This is a genomic window from Micromonospora sp. U56 (assembly GCF_018070095.1).
In the GTDB taxonomy this organism is placed as follows: Bacteria; Actinomycetota; Actinomycetes; order Mycobacteriales; family Micromonosporaceae; genus Micromonospora; species Micromonospora purpureochromogenes.
The window spans coordinates 1-17,258 of the sequence record NZ_JAGPYL010000134.1 but is presented as its reverse complement, the minus strand read 5'-3'; the positions used below and the strand labels follow the sequence as shown (position 1 = coordinate 17,258).

The 17,258-nt window shown below is 75.0% G+C and carries 17 protein-coding genes, 8 tRNA genes and 2 pseudogenes; 9 read left to right on the top strand and 18 right to left on the bottom strand.

What is annotated here, in order from left to right; genetic code table 11:
- The 3 genes from KBX37_RS29320 to KBX37_RS29310 form a co-directional block, all read left to right on the top strand.
- A partial coding sequence (locus KBX37_RS29320; RefSeq protein ID WP_210779119.1) for a HAMP domain-containing sensor histidine kinase occupies positions 1-1,081 on the top strand: 1,081 nt, incomplete at its 5' end.
- Complete coding sequence (locus KBX37_RS35495; RefSeq protein WP_307849259.1) at positions 1,078-1,992, top strand: Gmad2 immunoglobulin-like domain-containing protein; 915 nt, start codon at positions 1,078-1,080, stop codon at positions 1,990-1,992. The genes KBX37_RS29320 and KBX37_RS35495, both read left to right, overlap by 4 nt.
- A 113-nt stretch (positions 1,993-2,105) precedes the next feature.
- The gene (locus KBX37_RS29310; RefSeq protein ID WP_210779118.1) at positions 2,106-2,522 is read left to right on the top strand and encodes a hypothetical protein; all 417 of its coding nucleotides are present in this window, start codon (positions 2,106-2,108) and stop codon (positions 2,520-2,522) included.
- 148 nt (positions 2,523-2,670) lie between these two features.
- Here KBX37_RS29310 and KBX37_RS29305 read toward each other — a convergent pair.
- The 9 genes from KBX37_RS29305 to KBX37_RS29265 all read right to left on the bottom strand — a co-directional run bounded on the left by KBX37_RS29305 (position 2,671) and on the right by KBX37_RS29265 (position 4,920).
- A tRNA-Cys gene (locus KBX37_RS29305) sits at positions 2,671-2,741 on the bottom strand.
- A 15-nt stretch (positions 2,742-2,756) separates the two neighbouring features.
- Positions 2,757-2,829: transfer RNA gene (locus KBX37_RS29300), tRNA-Arg, on the bottom strand.
- Positions 2,830-2,834: 5 nt separating this feature from the next.
- Positions 2,835-2,910, bottom strand: a tRNA-Glu gene (locus KBX37_RS29295).
- Positions 2,911-2,995: 85 nt separating this feature from the next.
- A tRNA-Gln gene (locus KBX37_RS29290) sits at positions 2,996-3,067 on the bottom strand.
- A gap of 34 nt (positions 3,068-3,101) precedes the next feature.
- Positions 3,102-3,174: transfer RNA gene (locus tag KBX37_RS29285), tRNA-Arg, on the bottom strand.
- A 39-nt stretch (positions 3,175-3,213) separates the two neighbouring features.
- Entirely contained in the window at positions 3,214-4,413 is a 1,200-nt protein-coding gene (locus KBX37_RS29280; RefSeq protein ID WP_210779117.1) for an RtcB family protein, read from the bottom strand.
- Between the two features lie 142 nt (positions 4,414-4,555).
- Positions 4,556-4,627, bottom strand: a tRNA-Gly gene (locus KBX37_RS29275).
- 14 nt (positions 4,628-4,641) lie between these two features.
- A tRNA-Glu gene (locus tag KBX37_RS29270) sits at positions 4,642-4,714 on the bottom strand.
- Between the two features lie 132 nt (positions 4,715-4,846).
- A tRNA-Trp gene (locus KBX37_RS29265) sits at positions 4,847-4,920 on the bottom strand.
- A gap of 356 nt (positions 4,921-5,276) precedes the next feature.
- On the opposite strand from KBX37_RS29265, the gene KBX37_RS29260 reads away from it, so the two are divergent.
- On the top strand, positions 5,277-5,906 hold the full coding sequence (locus KBX37_RS29260; RefSeq protein WP_247659224.1) for a DUF6058 family natural product biosynthesis protein: 630 nt from the start codon (positions 5,277-5,279) through the stop codon (positions 5,904-5,906).
- Here KBX37_RS29260 and KBX37_RS29255 read toward each other — a convergent pair.
- Positions 5,895-6,590 (bottom strand): NAD(P)-dependent oxidoreductase, encoded by a 696-nt coding sequence (locus tag KBX37_RS29255; protein ID WP_210779115.1) that lies wholly within the window; start codon positions 6,588-6,590, stop codon positions 5,895-5,897. The two genes, KBX37_RS29260 and KBX37_RS29255, sit on opposite strands and share 12 nt — an antisense overlap.
- A gap of 87 nt (positions 6,591-6,677) precedes the next feature.
- Between KBX37_RS29255 and KBX37_RS29250 the strand changes: the two genes are divergently transcribed.
- On the top strand, positions 6,678-7,325 hold the full coding sequence (locus KBX37_RS29250) for a TetR/AcrR family transcriptional regulator (protein WP_210779114.1): 648 nt from the start codon (positions 6,678-6,680) through the stop codon (positions 7,323-7,325).
- Here KBX37_RS29250 and KBX37_RS29245 read toward each other — a convergent pair.
- Positions 7,291-7,470 carry a hypothetical protein gene (locus tag KBX37_RS29245; RefSeq protein ID WP_210779113.1) on the bottom strand — a complete coding sequence of 60 codons (180 nt, stop codon included), beginning with the start codon at positions 7,468-7,470 and terminating at the stop codon, positions 7,291-7,293. The genes KBX37_RS29250 and KBX37_RS29245 overlap by 35 nt on opposite strands.
- A 14-nt stretch (positions 7,471-7,484) precedes the next feature.
- A complete protein-coding gene (locus KBX37_RS29240; protein WP_210779112.1) occupies positions 7,485-7,898 on the bottom strand; it encodes a VOC family protein in 414 nt (137 codons plus the stop codon).
- A gap of 91 nt (positions 7,899-7,989) precedes the next feature.
- Here KBX37_RS29240 and KBX37_RS29235 point away from each other — a divergent pair.
- Both KBX37_RS29235 and KBX37_RS29230 read left to right on the top strand, forming a co-directional pair.
- Positions 7,990-8,937, top strand: a pseudogene (locus tag KBX37_RS29235) (helix-turn-helix transcriptional regulator); the annotation flags it as partial.
- 213 nt (positions 8,938-9,150) lie between these two features.
- A complete protein-coding gene (locus KBX37_RS29230; RefSeq protein ID WP_210779111.1) occupies positions 9,151-10,335 on the top strand; it encodes a spore photoproduct lyase family protein in 1,185 nt (394 codons plus the stop codon).
- 25 nt (positions 10,336-10,360) lie between these two features.
- Here KBX37_RS29230 and KBX37_RS29225 read toward each other — a convergent pair whose 3' ends face one another.
- Complete coding sequence (locus KBX37_RS29225; RefSeq protein WP_210779110.1) at positions 10,361-11,041, bottom strand: NADPH-dependent F420 reductase; 681 nt, start codon at positions 11,039-11,041, stop codon at positions 10,361-10,363.
- A 172-nt stretch (positions 11,042-11,213) separates the two neighbouring features.
- Between KBX37_RS29225 and KBX37_RS29220 the strand changes: the two genes are divergently transcribed.
- Positions 11,214-11,816, top strand: a complete 603-nt coding sequence (locus KBX37_RS29220) for a TetR/AcrR family transcriptional regulator (protein WP_210779109.1) — start codon at positions 11,214-11,216, stop codon at positions 11,814-11,816.
- A gap of 101 nt (positions 11,817-11,917) precedes the next feature.
- On the top strand, positions 11,918-12,739 hold the full coding sequence (locus tag KBX37_RS29215) for an alpha/beta hydrolase family protein (RefSeq protein WP_210779108.1): 822 nt from the start codon (positions 11,918-11,920) through the stop codon (positions 12,737-12,739).
- A gap of 40 nt (positions 12,740-12,779) precedes the next feature.
- On the opposite strand, the gene KBX37_RS29210 is transcribed toward KBX37_RS29215, so the two are convergent.
- The 5 genes and pseudogenes from KBX37_RS29210 to KBX37_RS29190 all read right to left on the bottom strand — a co-directional run.
- On the bottom strand, positions 12,780-13,280 hold the full coding sequence (locus KBX37_RS29210) for a DinB family protein (protein ID WP_247659226.1): 501 nt from the start codon (positions 13,278-13,280) through the stop codon (positions 12,780-12,782).
- Positions 13,281-13,418: 138 nt separating this feature from the next.
- Positions 13,419-14,321, bottom strand: coding sequence for a M15 family metallopeptidase (locus tag KBX37_RS29205; RefSeq protein ID WP_307849258.1), 903 nt, complete (start codon positions 14,319-14,321; stop codon positions 13,419-13,421).
- Positions 14,318-15,577, bottom strand: a complete 1,260-nt coding sequence (locus tag KBX37_RS29200) for a serine hydrolase (RefSeq protein WP_210779106.1) — start codon at positions 15,575-15,577, stop codon at positions 14,318-14,320. The genes KBX37_RS29205 and KBX37_RS29200 overlap by 4 nt, the downstream gene beginning before the upstream one ends.
- A gap of 105 nt (positions 15,578-15,682) precedes the next feature.
- On the bottom strand, positions 15,683-16,471 hold the full coding sequence (locus KBX37_RS29195; protein ID WP_307849256.1) for a peptidylprolyl isomerase: 789 nt from the start codon (positions 16,469-16,471) through the stop codon (positions 15,683-15,685).
- A gap of 74 nt (positions 16,472-16,545) precedes the next feature.
- Positions 16,546-17,258 (bottom strand): annotated as a pseudogene (locus KBX37_RS29190) (D-alanyl-D-alanine carboxypeptidase); the annotation flags it as partial.

Sequence of the window (17,258 nt, the reverse complement as noted above, 5' to 3'; positions counted from 1 at the left end):
GGGCGCCGCCGTCGCCGACGGGCAGCTCGGCTACGAGCGGCTGGACGGCGCCGGCGGGCGGCACCTGCTGGTGGTCGGCGGACGGATCCCCGGCTCGACCGCCGAGCTGTACGCCGTCACGGACGAGAGCGACCTGGTCGGCGGGCTGGACCAGCTGCGCACGGCGCTGGCGGTCGGCTGGCTGGCGGTGGTGGCGCTCGCCGCGGGCGTCGGGCACTCCCTGGCCCGGCGCACCCTCGAACCGGTCGGCCGGGCCAGCCGGGCCGCCCGGGCCGTGGCGGAGGGGCTGCTGGCGACCCGGCTGCCGGTGCGCGGCCGGGACGAGTTCAGCGACTGGGCGGCCGCGTTCAACGACATGGCGCAGGCGCTCCAGACGAAGATCGACGACCTGTCCCGGGCCGAGGCCCGGGAGCGGCGGTTCACCGCCGACGTCGCGCACGAGCTGCGTACCCCGGTCACCGCCCTGGTGGCGGCGGCCTGCCTGCTGGCTGACCGGCTCGACACGCTGCCCGACGACTCCCGCCGCGCCGCCGTACTGCAGGTCGGCGACGTGGTACGGCTGCCCACGCTGGTCGAGGAGCTGATGGAGATCTCCCGGCTGGACGCCGGCCGGGAGGCCGTCAGCCTGGCGTCGGTGCCCGCCCTCGCCCCGCTGCGCGACCTGGTCGCGGCGCACGGCTGGGCCGGCCGGGTCGTCGTCACCGGCGACGAGGCCGTCCTGCGCACCGACCCTCGCCGGCTGGAACGGGTGCTGGCCAACCTGGTCGGCAACGCCGTCACGCACGGCCAGGGCGAGGTCCGCGCGAGCGTGACCCGCGCCGGCCCGCTGCTCGTGTACGAGGTGAGCGACCAGGGGCCGGGGATCGCCGCCGAGCACCTGCCGCACGTGTTCGACCGCTTCTACAAGGCCGACCCGGCGCGCTCCGGTCGGGGCAGCGGGCGCGGCCTGGCCATCGCCCGGGAGAACGCCCGGCTGCTCGCCGGCCGTCTCACGGTCCGCAGCACCCCCGGCGTCGGCACCACGTTCCAGCTGGCGCTGCCGGTGACCCCGCCCGACGCCGACCCGGGAGGAGAACCGTGAACCGGCTGCCCGCCCTGCTCGCCGCGCTCGCGCTGCTGCTCGCCGGCTGCGCCGACGCCCGCTCGGGCACCCTCGGACCGGCCCCGCGCGCCGCCGCGCCCGGCACCGCCACCGCCCCGGTGACCGGCCCGACCGCCCTGCCGGGCACCCCGACCGGCGGCACCCCCGGGCCCACCGCCACCCGGTCGACCGGGCCGGTGACGCCGCCGCGGACCGGGACGCCGACGCCGCCCGCCACGGGCAGCGTGACCGTGCAGCTCTGGTTCGCCCGGGCCGGGGTGGTGGTGCCGACCCGGCGGACCCGACCCACCACCGTCGCCACCTCTCGGCTGGCGCTGGCGGAACTGGCCGCCGGACCCACCTCCGCCGAGGCCGCCGCCGGCCTGGCCACCCTGGTCCCCGCCGGCGTCGAGATGGTCCGGATAGCCGAGGGCACCGCCACCGTCGCCCCGCCGGAGTCCTTCGCCGACACCGACGCCCGGACGCTGCGGCTGCGGCGGGCGCAGGTGGTCTGGACGCTCACCCAGTTCCCCACCGTGCGCCGGGTGGCCTTCGCCGGTAGCGGCGTCGTGCTGGCCCGCACCGACCTCGCCGACCTGCTGGCGCCGATCGTGGTCACCGAGCCGGCGATCGGCCAGCGGGTCGCCGGGCCGGTCACCGTCGCCGGCACCGCCGACGTGTACGAGGCGACCGTCTCGATCCGGATCCTCGACGGCAGCGGCCGGGTGGTCGGCACCGGCTTCACCACCGCCACCTGCGGCAGCGGCTGCCGGGGCGACTACCGCGGCGGGGTCGCGTACCGGTTGGCGACCGCCGGCCCCGGCACCGTCGAGGTGTACGAGGTGTCGCCCCGCGACGGCTCCCGGACCCACGTGGTGGCCGTGCCGGTCCTGCTGGCCGCCACCGCCTGACCGCCGCCACCGCCTGACTCCGGCGCAAAACGGGCTCGTTTCCCTACCTCACTGCGAGACATCTCATAAAGCTCGGCGTCGACCCGCCTCCCCCGGCTGTGCTCGCCGCCGCCATGCTGGCGCTGACCCAGATCGACGTGGACAGCTCCTTCATGACGCACCTGCTGCCCGCCCAGGTGGTGCTCGGACTCGGCCTCGGCTTCACCTTCATGCCGCTGTCCAGCCTCGCCCTGGTCGGCGTCCCCGAACACGACGCCGGGGCGGCCAGCGCTACCCTCAACGCCACCCAGCAGATCGGTGGCTCGCTCGGCACCGCGCTGCTCAACACCTTCTTCACCAGCGCGGTCACCGCGTACCTGGCCAGCCGGGTCCCCGACCAGGCGACGATGGCCCAGGCCGCCGTCCACGGCTACTCGGTGGCCTTCGCCTGGGGTGCCGGGCTGATCCTGGTCGCCGGCCTGGCCACAATGCTGCTGATCAAGGTCCGCAAGGAGGACCTGGCCACCACCAGCGCCGTACACCTGGGCTGAGCGCCGGCAGTCGCGGCGACACTGCATCCGCCGTGTCGCCGCGGCGCGGTCGGTCGTCGCCGGACCCGGGATCGAACCGGGCGGGCCACCGTCATGAGCAGCGGCTGGACCCACGTCCTCCGGCGGGGACCACAGTGGATGGCAGCCGAGACCGAGACGGGATTCGAACCCGTATGTACGGTTTTGCGGACCGCCCCCTGACCACTCGGGCACTCGGTCGGGTTGGTGGAGCAGTGCCCCCGGCTGGATTCGAACCAGCGGCCCTCAGGTTCGGAACCTGATGCGCTCTCCACTGCGCCACGGGGGCATGAGCAGCGCGGACGGGATTCGAACCCGCAACGTGTCCCGGGTGAAAGCCGGGCGACTCTCCCATTTCGTCCACCGCGCCATCCGCGTGCCCGGGGCGCGATTCGAACGCGCACTGCCCGCCTACTCATGCCGCCGCCTCTACCCTTGGGCCACGAGGGCTCGTGCTGCGAGCGGAGGACTCGAACCTCCATCGACCGATCCAGAGTCGGCTGTGCTGCCGGTTGCACCAGCTCGCAAGGGTTCCGTTCCGCCGCCGGCGGATACGGACCGTGCCCCGACCAGGACTCGAACCTGGGATCTCCCGCTTCGTAGACGGGCGCTCTCTCCGCTGAGCCATCGGGGCGTACGACCGGCGTCCACCCCCCGCGGACGCCGGTCGTGCCTAACCCTTCACGCAGACCACCTGCTTGAGGTGCGCCACCACCTCGACCAGGTCGTCCTGCTGCGCCATCACCTCGGTGATGTCCTTGTACGCGCCGGGGATCTCGTCGACCACCCCGGCGTCCTTGCGGCACTCCACCCCGGCGGTCTGCTCGACCAGGTCGGCGGTGCTGAACGTCCGCTTCGCCTGCCCTCGCGACATCCGCCGCCCGGCGCCGTGCGACGCCGAGCAGAACGCGTCCGGGTTGCCCTTGCCGCGCACGATGTACGAGCCGGTGCCCATCGACCCCGGGATGATGCCCAGGTCCCCCCGACCGGCCCGGATCGCGCCCTTCCGGGTCACCAGCACGTCCACCCCCTCGTAGCTCTCCTCCGCCACGTAGTTGTGGTGGCAGCTGATCGGGTCGCTGTAGGCGACCTGCGGGAACTGCTCCCGGACCACGCCGCAGAGCAGGGCCAGCATGACCGCGCGGTTGCGCCGCGCGTACTCCTGCGCCCACCAGAGGTCCCGGCGGTAGGCGTCCATCTCCGGGGTGCCGGCGAGGAACACCGCCAGGTCGCGGTCGGGCAGGTCGGTGTTGTGCGACAGCTTCCGCGCCACCCCGATGTGCCGCTCGGCGAGTTCCTTGCCGATGTTGCGGGAGCCGGAGTGCAGCATCAGCCAGACCTGGCCGGCGTCCGGCCCGCCCTGCTCGACGCAGACCTCGATGAAGTGGTTGCCGCCACCGAGGGTGCCCATCTGGTGCTGGGCCCGGCTCTCCAGCTGCGCCACCTTGCGGTCCAGCTCGCCGAACCGCTTCCAGAAGGCGTCCCAGCCGGCCTGCTCCAGGCCCCGGATCCGGCGCGGGTCGACCGGGTCGGCCCGCTTGGCGAAACCGACCGGGACGGCCGCCTCGATCGCCGCGCGCAGCGGCGCCAGGTCGTCCGGCAGGTCGGCCGCGGTGAGCGAGGTACGCACCGCGGACATCCCGCAGCCGATGTCCACGCCGACCGCCGCGGGCGAGACGGCCTGCCGCATCGCGATGACGGAGCCGACCGTGGCGCCCTTGCCGAAGTGCACGTCGGGCATGACCGCGACGCCCTGCACCCAGGGCAGCGCGCCGATGTTGCGCAGCTGCTGCGCGGCCTGCGGCTCGATGCCGTACGGGTCGGTCCAGACCCGTACCGGCGCCCGGGTGCCCGGCAGCGGGGTGAATGCCATCGTCTTCTCCTGATGTCGTCGGATGCCACCCCGGAGGGCGGCGGAAGGCTCGTGGACCGCCCGTGAATCGAACCCGGCGGGAGTGGCTTGCAAGGCCTCTCTGCGCCCCAGCGCGCAGCCCGTGGGATGGGGGGTGCTTGCGAGCGGCTGGCCGGATTCGAACCGGCGATCTTCGCCTTGGCGAGGCGACGCGCTACCACTGCGCCACAACCGCGTGTCGTCACTACGTAGGCCGTACGGGGCTCGAACCCGTAACCTCCCGGCTGAGAACCGGGTGAGCTTCCAATTGCTCCAACAGCCCGCGCGGGGTGGCAGCTCCACCCCGGGTCGTACCCCCGGCCGACGCGCTCGCGGCGCCGGCCGGGGTCGTACTCATGCCATCCACTGTGGAGTTGAGAAGAAGCGACGTCGCCGGCCGTGCCGGGACATGAGGCAGGGGTGACAGGACTCGAACCTGCAACCGTCGGGTTTGGAATCCGGTGCTCTTCCGGGTTGAGCTACACCCCTCGGACGGGTGCCGGGTGACGAAAAAGCCGCCCGTACCCCGGTGGGGCGGGCGGCTGCGCTGTCGCGCCGGCGCTATCCGCGCCGCCACCCTCGTCGCCAGCCACACCGGCCCTGGAGCAGGCCCCGGGCTCGTTCGCCCGCGGGCAGCATGGCACCGCCGCGCGGCATGGACCGCGTGGTCTCGGTGCTGGTCTGCTGCTGCACGGCGGGCTCCCCGGAGTGATCGGTGTGACGTTGCGGCATTGACGGTAGGCGAGGCCTCCCGGGGCCCGCAACGGATATTCCGAGAATCCTTCGGCGGCTGCCGAACGATTCCGCCGCTACCGTCGCAGCCCGATGCGAGGAAGGGGATGTCGATGGAGCCGGCGGAGCAGGTGGCCGAACGCTTCCGGGAGGTCAACGGGGACCATCCGATGACGGCGGACGACGACGCGTACGTCGACGCGCAGTTCGTCGTCCTCGAGACGCTCTGCGCGGCGCACGGACACAACGTCGACGACGTACGCCGGCTGATGCTGGACCGGCGGTTGCCGCTGCCGGGCTACCTGCGCTCGGACGGCGCGCAGATGGTGCCGGCGGACCTGTTCTCGCTGGCCGACCGGGCGGGCGGGCCGGCGGCGCTGCGGGCCTGGTTCACCGCGCACTGGGCGGACCCGGGACAGGGCGCGGCGGAGTGGGACGCCTACCTCAGCGGCCGGTACGTGTGCCTGCGGTCGGTGACGCCGGAGACGATCCGGCGCAAGGACGAGCTGACCGCGGCCATCCACGCGGCGGTGGACCGGCCGGAGCCCGGCGCGGGGTGGGCGCGACGGTTGCACGCGCTGGTGGACGAGTTGGACGGGCTGGAGCCGGCCTTCACCGGCTACGACCGGCTGCGCTTCGGCGGCCCGACCTCCCGGGACAGCTGCATCGACGGGGTGCGGGCGCGCTTCCCGTGCCCGCCGGCCGGAGGGCGCGCACCCGGCCCGGCCGGCTCAGCGGGGTGATCGCAGGACCTCGTCGCGGACGAGCTGCACGAGGCCGGGCTGCACGGCGGTGGTGGCCACCCCCATCGCCCGGCGGGGGAACCGCCGCTCGTCCAACTCGCGCAGCATGGCGGCGGCGAGGTCGGCCCGGGCGGTGAACACGCCGTCGGCGCTGCCGTCGGCGACGAGATGGTCGGTGACCGTGGGATGTTCGAAAAGGCCGGACGGACGCACGATGGTCCAGTCCAGGTCGCTGGCCCGGACCACCTCCTCCATCCGCCGCATGTCCTGGTGCACCTGCCGGACCAGCACCCGGTTGACGTAGGGGTCGAGGACGTGGTTGAAGAAGAACGCGTTGCTGGGTCGCCAGCCGGGATCCAGCACGCTGGAGCTGACCACCATCAGCCGCCGTACGCCGTGGCGTCGCATCGCGGTGACGACGGCGGTGGCCGCCGCCGAGTAGGTGGTGACCGGTTTCCGGCTGGGCGTGACGCCGAGCGCGGAGAGCACGGCGTCGGCGCCGGCGACCGCCGGTTCGATCGCGGCGGGATCGGTGGCGTCGGCGGCCACCACGGTGAGGTGGTCGTGCCGGGGCAGTCCCCGGGGTCGGCGGCTCACCGCCGTGACGTGCTGGCCGGCGGCGAGGGCCTGGCCGGTGAGCTGCCGGCCGGTGGGTCCGCTGGCGCCGATGACGACGATGCGCATGTGTTCACTCCTCCTTCGGGACCCGGGCGGTCCGGGTCGCTCGGTACGCGTTGACACTGCGGGTCCCGGGCGGCATGTTCAACGGTGATGAATAAATCCCGAGGACGTCCACGTGGCAATCCGCCGACCCGCGCGCGCATCGCGGAGGCGGCGCGGACGCTGTTCCTGGAACGGGGCTACCAGGGCACCACGCTGCGGGCGGTGGCCGCCGCGGCCGGCGTCGACCAGGCCCTCGTCAGTTACCACTTCGGCTCCAAGCAGGGCCTGTTCGGCGAGGTGATGCGGGTGCACTGCGCGCAGTCCCGGGCGCTGGCCGAGGCGCTGCCGGGTGACCCGGCCGGGCTGGCCGACCGGCTGCTGCGGGCGGTGGTGACCCTGTGGGACGACGCCTCCGCCACGGACGAGCCGGCGCCGGACGACCAACTGCTCGTCCTGGTGCGCGAGTACCTGGACCGGGAGGTGCTGGTCCGGCTCGCTGAATTCCTCGGCGGCCCTGACGCGACCGAGCGCGCCACCGCGGCGGTCACCGTGATCGGCGGGCTGATCTACACGCGATACCTCAATCCGCTCCCGGCCGCGTCGGGCCTGTCCGCCGCCGACGTCCAGCGGATCCTCGGTCCGGCACTGCGCGCGGCGCTGGCGCCCCGGCACCGGTCCGGCCGGCTCCGGCCGCCCGTGCGCGGCGCAACGGGTCACCCGCTCAGCCGGGAATCGCGTTCCCTGCCGGTGGGGTGAGCAGGCGGCGCATCACCGACGCCGGCAGCGCCGGGTTGGCCGCCGGGGCCTCCACCACCGCCGGTGGCGGAGGAGCCGGCCCTCCCGGCAGGTCGGCGGGGAGGGCCGGGTTGCGGGCCAGCCCGGCCAGCGCCTCGTCCGGCACCCGTCACCCCCCGGTCATGATCGCTTCGCGAGCATCTCGAGGTAGTGCGGGTTGGTCATCACGCCCAGCACGTTTCCGAACGGGTCCACCACGCACGCCGTGACGAACCCGGCACCGCGCTCCCGGATCGGGTCGTGCTCGCGGGCGCCGGCCGCCAGCAACCGGGCGACGGTGGCCGGCAGGTCGTCGACGTGCCAGTAGACGATCGCTCCGCCCGGGCCGGTCGTCGCGCCGGGCGGGGCGTACCGGCTGTCGATCAGACCGAGTTCGTGCTGGTGGTCGCCGAGGCGGAACTCGTAGTACCCGGGCCGCCCGTCGGCGCCGGCCCGCTCGAAGTACGGCTCGACGCCGAGCAGGTCGGCGTACCAGGTCTTCGCGGCCGGCAGGTCGTCGGCCCAGAAGCTGACGGTGGCGATGCCTCGCAGCATGGTGGTTCCTCTCCTCGATCGGTTCCTCGCCACGCACGCTACGAGGGATTGCGGAAGGTGCGCTTCCGCAATGGCGGGCAGACTGTCCGGCATGGTGGAGACATCGGTGCGATTGCTGCGGCTGCTGTCGCTGCTCCAGGCCGGGCGAGACTGGCCCGGTGGCGAACTGGCCGCCCAGCTGGGCGTGACCACGCGGACGGTGCGGGCCGACATGGAACGGCTGCGCGCCCTCGGCTACCGAGTGGACTCCCGCCCGGGGGCGGCGGGTGGTTACCGGCTCGGGCGGGGCAGCGCCCTGCCGCCGCTGCTGCTCGACGACGAGGAGGCGGTGGCGGTCGCCGTCGGCCTGCGGGCCGCCGCGGCGGGCTCGGTCACCGGCATCGAGGAGACCTCGCTGCGGGCGTTGGCCAAGCTGGAGCAGTCGCTGCCGTCCCGGCTGCGGCACCGGGTGGACGCGCTGCGGACGGCCACGGTCTCGGCGGCCGGGGGCGGTCCGACGGTGCCGGCGGCGACGCTGACCGAGGTCGCCGCGGCGATCCACCGGCGGGAGCGGCTGCGCTTCGACTACGTCCGGCGCGACGGCGCCGACAGCCGGCGGGAGGTGGAGCCGCACCGGCTGGTCTACACCGGACACCGCTGGTACCTGTTGGCCTGGGATCCGCAGCGGGCGGACTGGCGGACGTTCCGCGCGGACCGGATCCGCCCGCGATCGCCGAACGGTCCGCGCTTCGCGCCCCGGGAGGTGCCCGAGGCCGAGGTCGACTGGCGGGTGCGGCGGGGCGTCGGCTCCGTCGCGTGGCGGCACCCCGCGCGGGTACGGCTGCACGCGCCGGCGGCCGTGGTCGCCGCGCTGCTCACCCCCGCGGCCGGCCTGCTGGAGCCGCTCGACGAGGGCACCTGTCTGCTGGAGACGGGCGGGCACTCGCTGCCCGACCTGGCCGGCTTCCTGGGCAGCCTGGACGTCGACTTCGACGTGCTCGACCCGCCGGAGCTGCGGGACCTGCTCGCCACCCTGGCCGCCCGCTACGCGGCGGCGGCCGCCGGCGCCGAACCACTCCACGGCACCGGCGACGCGGCCCCACCCCGACACGGCACCGGCGACGCGGCCCCCCCCGCACAGAGCACCGGCGACGCCGCCATACCCGACCCCGCTACCGGCGACGCGGGGACGCGCGGGCCGAGGCAACGGCCCGCGCCGGACCGGTCGACCGAACGGCCGTTGGTTCCGCCGGGGAACGGGTAACCGGCCCGGATGCAGCCGGACAGCGTGGACGTCGACGAGCCGCTGGCGGTGGGCGTACCCCCGGCTCCGCACGACGCGAGCGGCGAGCGGGTGCCGACCCGCGACCTGGCCGGGCTGGCCCCGCCGCCCCGACCGGCGCGGCGCTGGACGCCCCGGCGGGTGGTGGCCACCCCCGCGGCGCTGGACCATCCGCACGGGCGGCGCATCGTCGGGCGGGTCGAGGCGCTGGGCATCGAGGTCGAGCGGTTGCGGGCGAACCGGCTGACCGGCGTGCGCGGGGAGACCGAGCGGGAGACGTACGTCCGGGCGAAGTCGACCATGGCGATCGTGGTGAGCCCGCCGTCGCGCCGCCGGCTGCAACCGATCGCGCCCAGCGCGGACTGGCGGGTCGACCTGGCGGAGGGTTGCCCGGCGCACTGTCAGTACTGCTATCTGGCCGGGTCGCTCTCCGGCCCGCCGGTGACCCGGGTGTACGCGGACCTCGACGACATCCTCGACGGCCTCGCCGGGTACGCCGGGCGGGGCACGGTGACCAGCCGGGACGCCCGGCGCGCCGAGGAGGGCACCACCTTCGAGGCGTCCTGCTACACCGATCCGCTGGCCCTGGAGCACCTGACCGGCAGCTGGCGGCGGGCGGTGGAACACTTCGCCGGCTGGGACGCCCCGGTGCAGCTGCGCTGGACCACCAAGTACGACGACGTGGAGACCTTCGTCGGGCTGGCGCACGCGGCGCGTACGCGGGTGCGGTTCAGCGTGAACTGCCTGCCGGTGAGCACCCGCTTCGAGGGCGGTACGAGCCCGGTGCCGGCCCGGCTGGCCGCGCTGCGCCGGCTCGCGCTCGACGGCTACCCGGTGGGGCTGACCATCGCGCCGATCATCGCGCTGCCGGACTGGCGGACCCACTACGGCGAGCTGCTGGGCATGGTCGCCGCCGCGGTGGACGGGGTGCCGGCGCTGGACCTGACCGCCGAACTGATCACGCACCGGTTCACCCCGGGCAGCCGCGAGGTGCTGCTGGGCTGGTACCCGCGCACCCGGCTGGAAATGGACGAGGCGCGGCGCAGCCGCAAGCACGGCAAGTTCGGGGCGGTGAAGTTCGTCTACCCGCGCGAGACGATGACCGAGCTGCGCTCCTGGTTCACCGCCGAGCTGGCCGCCCGGGTGCCGGCCTGCCGGATCCTCTACTGGACCTGACGGCCCCGCCGCGACGGCGGTCGGCTCAGCGGACGATCTTGAACTGGAACCTCGGGGTGTTCAGGGTGCCCATCAGGCGCAGCCAGACCGGCAGCAGCATCTCGGTGCCGCGGGCGCCGGTGATGTCGCCGAGATCGATGATGTCGGTGTGCCCGAAGCTCTCCAGCAGCGTGGTCACGGTCCGCTTGGCGTCCACGTCGTTGCCGGCGACGAAGACGGTGTGCTCGCCGCCGGCGAGCGCCTTGGGGTCGACCATCAGCTCGGCGGTGAGGGTGTTGAGGGCCTTGACCACCTTCAGCTCGGGGTACGCGGCCTGGATCCGCTCGCCGAGGGAGTCGGGGTCAGCGACGAACAGGCTGGGCGGGAAACCCCGGGAGAAGTCGAGCGGGTTGGCGATGTCGAGCAGCACCTTGCCGGCCAGGTGCTCCGCGCCGGCGGCGGCGAGCGCGTCCAGCGACACCGCGCCGGAGGTGGCGTTGACGACCAGCTCGGCGCCGGCGACCGCCTCGGCGAACGTGGTCAGGTTGACCTGCGGGTGGGCCTGCGCCCACCGGGAGTAGGGCGGGTTGCCCATGCCGTCGGGGTCGGTGCGGGCGAGGGTGGCGGCGACGTCCCGGGTGCCGACCGTGACCTCGTGGCCGAGCTGCGCCAGCCGTCCCGCCAGGGCCTGCCCGACCATGCCGGTGCCCAGTACCGCGATCTTCATCGTGCGCTCCTGCCGTTGTGGGAAGCCGGTCCGCCCGGCCGATGACGAAGCTAACAGACAGGTCTGTCTACCCACAAGAGGCCTCCGGAAGAGACCTGACCGCACCGCCCACCGACCGGGTCGACAGACTGGTCGGTATGCTGGCTGACCAGCAGCGATGGAGGTGGTGACGATGGCGGCAACCGGGCCGACGGCGGGGTCGCGGCAGTGCGCGCGCGACCGCATCCTGGACACCGCCTTCCGGCTCTTCTACGCCCACGGCCCGCGCGGCGTCGGAGTGGACACGGTGATCGCCGAGTCCGGGGTGGCCAAGGCGACCCTCTACAAGCACTTCCCGCGCAAGGACGACCTCGTCCTGGCGTACCTCGACAAGGTGGACCAGGCGTGGTTCGGCGCGCTGCGCGCCGCCGCCCGGGAAGCCGGCGACGACCCCCGCGACCAGCTGGTCGGGATGTTCGACGCGCTGGGCTCGGCGTGCCGGCGCGAGGGATACCACGGCTGCGCGTTCATCAACACCGCCGCAGAGAGCCAGCCCGGCAGCGACGTGCACGCCCGCACGGTGGAGCACAAGGCAGTGGTCCGGGCCTGGGTCACCGACCTGGCCCGTCGGGCCGGCGCCGCCCACCCGGACCGACTGGCCCGGCAGCTGACCCTGCTGCTCGACGGCGGGCTGGCCGCCGGGGTCCTCGACGCCGACCCCGCCGCGCCGGCGGCGGCCCGGGCGGCCGCCGAGGCCGTCGTCACGGCCGCCTGCCCGCCGCGTCGAGCCGGCTGAGCCGGCCGACCGCGCGTCGCCGACCGCCACCGGGCCCGCCGGCCCGGCACGCCGGGCCGTAGCGGTCGAACGGCCGGCGGCGGCGCGTAGCATCCACGCCCATGGCGCGGATCCGCTGTGACTTCTTCTCCGAGGCGCTGGGCATGGGGACGTCGATGACGGTGCTCCTGCCGGAGCGCACCTCGACGCAGATCGGCATGGAAGGCGCCGCCCCGGCCGGCGATCCGCCGGTGCTCTACCTGCTGCACGGCCTGACCGACGACGACACCATCTGGACCCGGCGCACCGCGATCGAGCGGTACGTCGCGCCGCTGGGCCTGGCCGTGGTGATGCCCCACGCGGGGCGGAGCTTCTACGCCGACGAGGAACACGGCAACCGCTACTGGACGTTCCTCACCGAGGAACTGCCGCAGGTGTGCCGGTCGTTCTTCCGGCTCTCCGAGCGCCGGGAGGACACCTTCGTCGCCGGCCTGTCGATGGGCGGGTACGGCGCGGTGAAGTGGGCGCTGCGCCGGCCGGACCGGTTCGCCGCCGCCGCCAGCCTCTCCGGCGCGCTGAACGTGGCCAACCGCCGGGACCACCCGACCCGGCCGGTCGATCCGGCCGTGTGGCACACCGTCTGGGGTGACCGGGACGTGCCAGGCGGCGACGACGACACGGTGGCGCTGCTCGGCCGGGCCGGCGTCGACCTGCCGGCGCTCTACGTCGCCTGCGGCACCGAGGACTTGCTCCACGAGGACAACGTGCGCTTCATCGAGGCGGCACGGGCCCGGGACGTCCCGGTCACCGTGGACTTCTCCCCCGGCGACCACGACTGGGCGTACTGGGACGACAAGATCCGCGACGTGCTGGCCTGGCTGCCGCTGCCCGGCGCGGGACCGACCGGTGCCGGGGCTCCGCCGGCGGGCAGCGCCCGGCACTGAGCCGGGACGCCGCACCGGCGACGGCGGGGCGGCAGGACGGTCACGCCCCGACGGAGCCGTCGATGCCCTCGCGGAGGAAGTCGGCGTGGCCGTTGTGCCGGGCGTACTCGTGGATCATGTGCAGCATCACCAGCCGCAGCGAGACGTCCTCACCCCACCGCGCCTGGTGCCCGGTGACGTCGAGGGACTCGGCCTCCCGCTCGATCCGGCGGGCGTGCTCCACCTCCCGCTGCCACACCTCGAACGCGTCCGGGCCGGTCGAGCCGGTCGGGTCGTACGCCTCCTGGAAGTCGCCGGTCGCCGACCAGATCAGCGGCACGTCCTCGGCGTCGATCACCCGCCGGAACCAGGTCCGCTCCACTTCGGCCATGTGCCGCAGCAGGCCGAGCAGGGTCAGCGTCGAGGGCGGCATGGACCGACGCCGCAGTTCCTCGTCGGACAGCCCCTGGCACTTCATCACCAGGGTCGCCCGGTGGAAGTCGAGGAACGCGCGCAGCGTCTCCCGCTCCCCGGCGCGCAGCGGCGGGCCGATCCGTTCCATCTCCACAACGGCTCCTCGGACGCGGTCGACGGGCCGGCGGTGACCGGTCCGTCGAGGGTTGGCAGGGGTCGGCGGGAAGCCTAGTCCCGGCGGATCGGTCCGCCCTCGAAGGGATCATCGGATGCCTCCGGCCCGGGCTCAGCGCGGGCGCAGCGACGACACGGCCACCGGGAAGTCGAAGTACGTGTCCGGGTACGGCTCGTCGGCGTACCGGTAGTGCCACCACTCCCGGTCGTAGTTGACGAAGCCGGCCTGCTCCATCAGCCGGCGCAGCAACTGCCGGTTCTGCCGCGGCGTGCCGGTGACCCGCGGGTCGTTCGTGTGGGCCCGGGGGTCGAAGCAGTCGAAGCCGGTGCCCATGTCGACGCCGCCGTCGGCGAAGCGTTGACCGGCCGGCGCGGTGCAGGCCACCAGCGGCTGCCCCGGGCGGTACGTGGCCCCGGGCGACGCCGGCACCGGCTCCAGGGTCAGGTCGAGGGTGCTGCCGCTGCTGTGCGAGGTGGGCGCGCCGATGTAGCCGTCGTCGAAGAGCTTCGACTTGGCGACGTGGGGGTAGAACTCGGCCTTCGTCTTCTCATCGGCGGGGTCCTTCGCCCAGCGGACGAAGTCCTCGGCCGCCCGCTGGGGTCGGTAGCAGTCGTACACCCGCAGGCTGCGGCCCTGGTCACGGGCGGCGGCCTGCACCCGGCGCAGCGCCTCGGCCGCGGTGCGGGTGAGCAGGCAGAGCGGTTCGGGGTAGCCGTCGACCGGCCGGCCCACGAAGTTGTGCGCGGTGGCGTACCGGATGTCCACCGTGATGCTCGGGTCGACCTCGGAGAGCAGCACGAAGTCGGCCGGGGCGGGTGAGCCGCTCGGCGACGGCGTGACCGCGCTGGGCCGCGGCGCCGGGCCGGGAGGCCGCTGGCAGCCGGCGACCGCCGTCACCGCCAGCAGCAGGGCCAGCGCCCGGGCGACCCGCCGCGCGCCGGACGGCGGCACCGCGCCGGGACGCTGCCGGGACGCGGGTGTCACCACGCGGGTGCGGGCCCGGGCGGGCGTCACGCCCGGCGCCCCGCGGTCGTCCGCCGGCGACGCCGCCCGGCCAGCGCGCCGACGACCGTCGCCCCGAGCAGCAGCAGTGCCGCCCCGGCGAGCGGCCCGGGCCGCGCCCACCGGTGTCCGAGCGGGTCGACCCGCGTCGGTCCGCCCGCCGCGGCCAGCGGCGGCGGGGTGCCGGTGGCCGTGGGCAGCGGCGAGGACAGCTCGCTGGGGCGTACCAGCCGGCCAACGGCGGCGGCGCGGGGCAGCGCGAAGCCCCAGTCCAGCAGCGCGGCGCCCTGCTGCCAGCCGCGCCGGTCGGTCGCCTCCGCGCCGAGCAGGGTCACCACCAGCCGCCGCCCGTTGCGCTCAGCGGCGCCGACATAGGTGTGCCGGGCCAGGTCGGTGTAGCCGGTCTTGCCGCCGAGCGCGCCCGGATAGCGGTAGAGCAGCTGGTTGTCGTTCTGGATCTGGAACGCCTTCTCCCGCAGCGCCGGCTGCGCGGGCACGACCGCCTCCCGGGTGGCGTCATAGCGACGGAAGTTGGCGTCGGCGAAGCAGGCCCGGGCGATCAGGGCCAGGTCGTAGGCGCTGGTGAACTGGCCGGGACCGTCCAGCCCGGAGGGGGTCACCGCCTGGGTCTGCAACGCGCCCAGGCGGTGGGCCTCCGCGTTCATCGCCCGGATGCCGCCGGCCTGCCCGTCGGGGCCGCCGCCGAGCCGGGCGAGCGCGTTGGCCGCCTCGTTGCCGGACTTCAGCAGCAGCCCCAGCCAGATCGTCTCGATCCGGTAGCGACCGCCCTCAACCAGCCCCACCGCGGAGCTGCCCGGTTCGATGTCGAGGTCCCCGGCGGTGACGGTGACGACCTGCCGGGGGTCGAGTCGGGGCAGCATGGTGGCGGCGAGCAGCAGCTTCTGCACGCTCGCCGGGGTGGCGTACTCGTGGGGCCCGCAGCCGCCGAGCACGGCGCCGCTGTCCAGGTCCGCGACCAGCCATGAGGTCGCCGGCACGGCCGGCGGTGCGGGCGACCCGGCGGGCGTCACCAGGCCCGAGGTGGCCAGGGCGGCCCCGCCGACGGCCCGCTGTGCCGGGTCCGCCCGGGGTGGCGCCGGCCGGGGCGGCCGGGACATCGCCGGTACGGGCGGGCACGGGCCGGTCGTGACGGCGCCGGTCGCGGTGGTGGCGGGAGCGGTGCGGGCGGGGGCGGCGACGGCCGGGGTGCCGGCCGGCGACAGCAGGACGGCGGCGACGGCGGCGACGATCCGACTGGTGACTCTCACTCTGTCGCACGGTAGTGAGGCGCGGCGGTCCGCTCCCCCCTTCCGCGGAATCACCGCCGGCGGGCGGGGCCGGGCCGCTAGGATCCCGGCCCCGCCGCGTCCGGGTCAGTGCCGCCGGGCGACCTTGCAGATCTCCACCGGCTGGGCGGGCGCGCCGTCGACCGGCGCCGGGTCCTCCGGGGTGGGTGCGATCCCGGCGGCGGCGATCCGGTCGAGCGTGGCGAGACCGGACGCGTCGACCGAGCCGAAGACCGTGTAGTTGGGGCGCAGCGCCGAGTCGGCCTGCACCAGGAAGAACTGGCTGCCGTTGGTGTCCGGCCCGGCGTTGGCCATGGCCAGGGTGCCGCGCGCGTAGAGCCGGCGGGCGCCGGTCGGGTCGGTCGGCGCCGGCGGCAGGTCGGTGGGCAGCTCGTCGGCGTACCGGTAGCCGGGGCCGCCCTCGCCGGTGCCGGACGGGTCACCGCACTGGAGCACCTTGAGCGTCGGGTACGCGGTCAGCCGGTGGCAGGGCGTGCGGTCGTAGAACCGGTGCCGGGCCAGGTGCAGGAAGCTCTGCACGGTGCACGGGGCCTGCTCCCGGTCCAGGGTCAGCCCGATCGGGCCCTGGTTGGTGCGCAGGGTGACCCGCACGGTGCCCCGGTCCGGCGTACGGCGGGGGTCCGGGGGCAACGGCACCGGCCGGGCCGCGGGCTCGTCGGGCGTCTCGGTGTACGCGCACGGCCCGTTGGTCGTCCGCGGCGGCGCGGACGCGTCGGTGCCCGGCGCGGCGACCGCGGCAGTGCCGCCGGCGACGACCAGCGCGGCCGAGGCCAGCGTCACGCCGGCGAGGCGGCGCAGCGTCGGGGCCACGGACAGCCGCGGCGGGGTGGCGGGCGGTCGGGGTTCGCTCGACACGTGGGGTCCTCCCTGGACTCGTGGTACCAGAAAGACCGGAGTCTATGGAGGTGTCGGCCGGTTGTCGACGCCGGTCAATCCCACTGGACCGCGCGCCGCCGGGGCCGGCGACGGCGTCGCCCGACCGCCAGCAGGGCCGCGAGCAGCCCGACCAGCCCGGCCGAGCCGCCGACCACCGCCCCACCGAGCCAGTCCGGGGCACCACCGGACGACCGGCCGGCGGCCACGGCCGCCCCGGCGTCCGGGGCCGCCGACGGGGTCGCAGCGGCGCCGTCCTCGGTGACCTCCCCCGGCTCCACCAGCCGGCCCACCGAGGAGTCCGGCGGCAGCGAGAAGCCCCAGTCGAGCAGTCGGGCGCCCTGCTCCCAGGCCCGTACCGGCCGTCGTTCGGCGCCCAGCAGGGTGACCACCAGCCGCCGGCCGTTCCGCTCGGCCGCGCCGACGTAGGTGTGCCGGGCCAGGTCGGTGAAGCCGGTCTTGCCACCGAGCGCACCCGGATAGTCGTAGATCAGCGGGTTCTCGTTCTGGATCTGGAAGCCGCGCTTGCGCAGGGCGGGCGGGGCGGGGATCTGGGCGCGTTCGGTCAGCGCGTACCGCTGGAAGGTGGGGTTGGCGAAGCAGACCCGGGCGATCAGCGCCAGGTCGTAGGCGCTGGTGAACTGGCCGGGACCGTCCAGCCCGGAGGGGGTCACCGCCTGGGTCTGCAACGCGCCCAGCCGGCGCGCCTCGGCGTTCATCTCCCGCACCCCGGCCTCCGCGCTGCCGGCGCCGAGCCGGGCCAGCAGGT

Excerpts from the sequence above, each read along its gene's own strand:
- KBX37_RS29310 (WP_210779118.1), top strand. The coding sequence starts at position 2,106 with ATGCTGGCGCTGACCCAGATCGACGTGGACAGCTCCTTCATGACGCAC.
- KBX37_RS29280 (WP_210779117.1), bottom strand. The coding sequence starts at position 4,413 with ATGGCATTCACCCCGCTGCCGGGCACCCGGGCGCCGGTACGGGTCTGG.
- KBX37_RS29260 (WP_247659224.1), top strand. The coding sequence starts at position 5,277 with ATGGAGCCGGCGGAGCAGGTGGCCGAACGCTTCCGGGAGGTCAACGGG.
- KBX37_RS29255 (WP_210779115.1), bottom strand. The coding sequence starts at position 6,590 with ATGCGCATCGTCGTCATCGGCGCCAGCGGACCCACCGGCCGGCAGCTC.
- KBX37_RS29250 (WP_210779114.1), top strand. The coding sequence starts at position 6,678 with ATGAATAAATCCCGAGGACGTCCACGTGGCAATCCGCCGACCCGCGCG.
- KBX37_RS29240 (WP_210779112.1), bottom strand. The coding sequence starts at position 7,898 with ATGCTGCGAGGCATCGCCACCGTCAGCTTCTGGGCCGACGACCTGCCG.
- KBX37_RS29230 (WP_210779111.1), top strand. The coding sequence starts at position 9,151 with ATGCAGCCGGACAGCGTGGACGTCGACGAGCCGCTGGCGGTGGGCGTA.
- KBX37_RS29225 (WP_210779110.1), bottom strand. The coding sequence starts at position 11,041 with ATGAAGATCGCGGTACTGGGCACCGGCATGGTCGGGCAGGCCCTGGCG.
- KBX37_RS29220 (WP_210779109.1), top strand. The coding sequence starts at position 11,214 with ATGGCGGCAACCGGGCCGACGGCGGGGTCGCGGCAGTGCGCGCGCGAC.
- KBX37_RS29215 (WP_210779108.1), top strand. The coding sequence starts at position 11,918 with ATGGCGCGGATCCGCTGTGACTTCTTCTCCGAGGCGCTGGGCATGGGG.
- KBX37_RS29210 (WP_247659226.1), bottom strand. The coding sequence starts at position 13,280 with ATGGAACGGATCGGCCCGCCGCTGCGCGCCGGGGAGCGGGAGACGCTG.